Annotated in this window: 1 protein-coding gene; it reads right to left on the bottom strand. The window is 28.9% G+C overall.

What is annotated here, in order from left to right; translation table 11 throughout:
* Positions 1-24 precede the first annotated feature (24 nt).
* A complete protein-coding gene (locus I5M07_RS15940) occupies positions 25-1,290 on the bottom strand; it encodes an IS4 family transposase (protein WP_317191338.1) in 1,266 nt (421 codons plus the stop codon).
* Positions 1,291-1,411 lie beyond the last annotated feature (121 nt).

The following is a 1,411-nucleotide window of genomic DNA, read 5'->3' as shown; positions in this document are numbered from 1 at the left end:
CAATGTCATTAAGTTAAGCCGAAATTAAATGGTATCCTTTTGATTTTTAGTTATTTTAGGTTTCACTCTAGCCCTGTATTTACCTGATTTTCTTTCGAATGACCGATTTGGTCTTATTGGCACGAGATGTGATTTGAATAATTCTTTTAATTCATCTAATATAGATTCTTGACACGAATCTTGATTTAAAAAAAGTTCAACAATTCGATTTTTTAAAAAGCCATAGGACAAGTTATTGTTTACCTTATAAGTGTATTTTTTAGTGTTTTTCTCATTGATTTCATCTTCTAATTCACTTACAATCAAAGTTTGTACGTTGCTAATAAATAAAGCAGCATAAAAATCTTGTTCTATGGTTTGATTCGAATAACCAGAAAAATGTTCAATTTTCAATTTGTTCTTTAGTTCGTCATAAAACGTTTCGATTTCCCATCGTTTGGCATACAATTTTTTAAATAAATTTGAAGGATGTTCTTGAGAATCTAACAATGAAGTAATAAGGATTTCAACTTTATCATTAGGTAATTCTACACGAACCAATCGTACTTCAACTGGAGTGTTTTTACCATAAGGTTTATCGGAGAGTTTTGTGTTTTTACCTGGAAAAATTTCTACTATTTGTGACACTTTTTTACTTTCAACAAAATCGATTACCGTTTGGCTAAAAGTAGTTTTTACACGCATTAAAAAGTTGATATTCTTTTCAATATGTTGGTGTATAAAATTGTATGAAGGGTAACCCCTATCATAAATAAGTAAATCTTTTGAATTGCAACAATACAGATGAGCAAGGGCTAAATCTCTTTCGCCAATTTCAGGAGCAGCCAAAACTCCGTCTAAAACATATTTGTTTAAAACATCAAATAAAACAGAACAACGAGCTTGTACGATATGAGAATCTGTTTGATTTTTAGTAACTCCGTATATAGCTTTTAGTTCTGTTGTTATTGGCAGGGTAATTCGGGTGCTATCAACCGCTAATAGTCGAAAACTTTTCCATAACTGTATTGCTTCATCGTTATCGGTATAAAATTCTTCTAATAACATAGAAGACAATTGTTTAAAAACTTCAGGTTTGATTTTTTTTCTAGCTTGGACAAAGGCACTTTTGGTAAATTTAGGAAAAGACTGCTGCTTAAAAAACGAAACAAAATTTTCGATTTCAAGAGATAAACTTTTTCTCAGAAGATTTAACATAAAGAGTAAAATGATTGGGAAATGTTGTTTTCTTTTTCTAATGAAATACTTGTCAGACATTCTAAATTGTGACTTAAACTCTTCTGAAAAAATTTCGTTTGTAATTTTATTGAAGATAAAAATAGTCGTTTTTTTTCAAAATTCAGGTGTTATTATTTGATAATAAAAATACGAAAAATAGTATTAAAATAAAAATAAAACACCTGCTAATTGA

It is taken from the genome of Flavobacterium agrisoli (genome assembly GCF_016522065.1).
Lineage (GTDB): Bacteria > Bacteroidota > Bacteroidia > Flavobacteriales > Flavobacteriaceae > Flavobacterium > Flavobacterium agrisoli.
The sequence above is the reverse complement of the archived record's forward strand: the minus strand, read 5'-3'. Positions and strand labels throughout refer to the sequence as shown.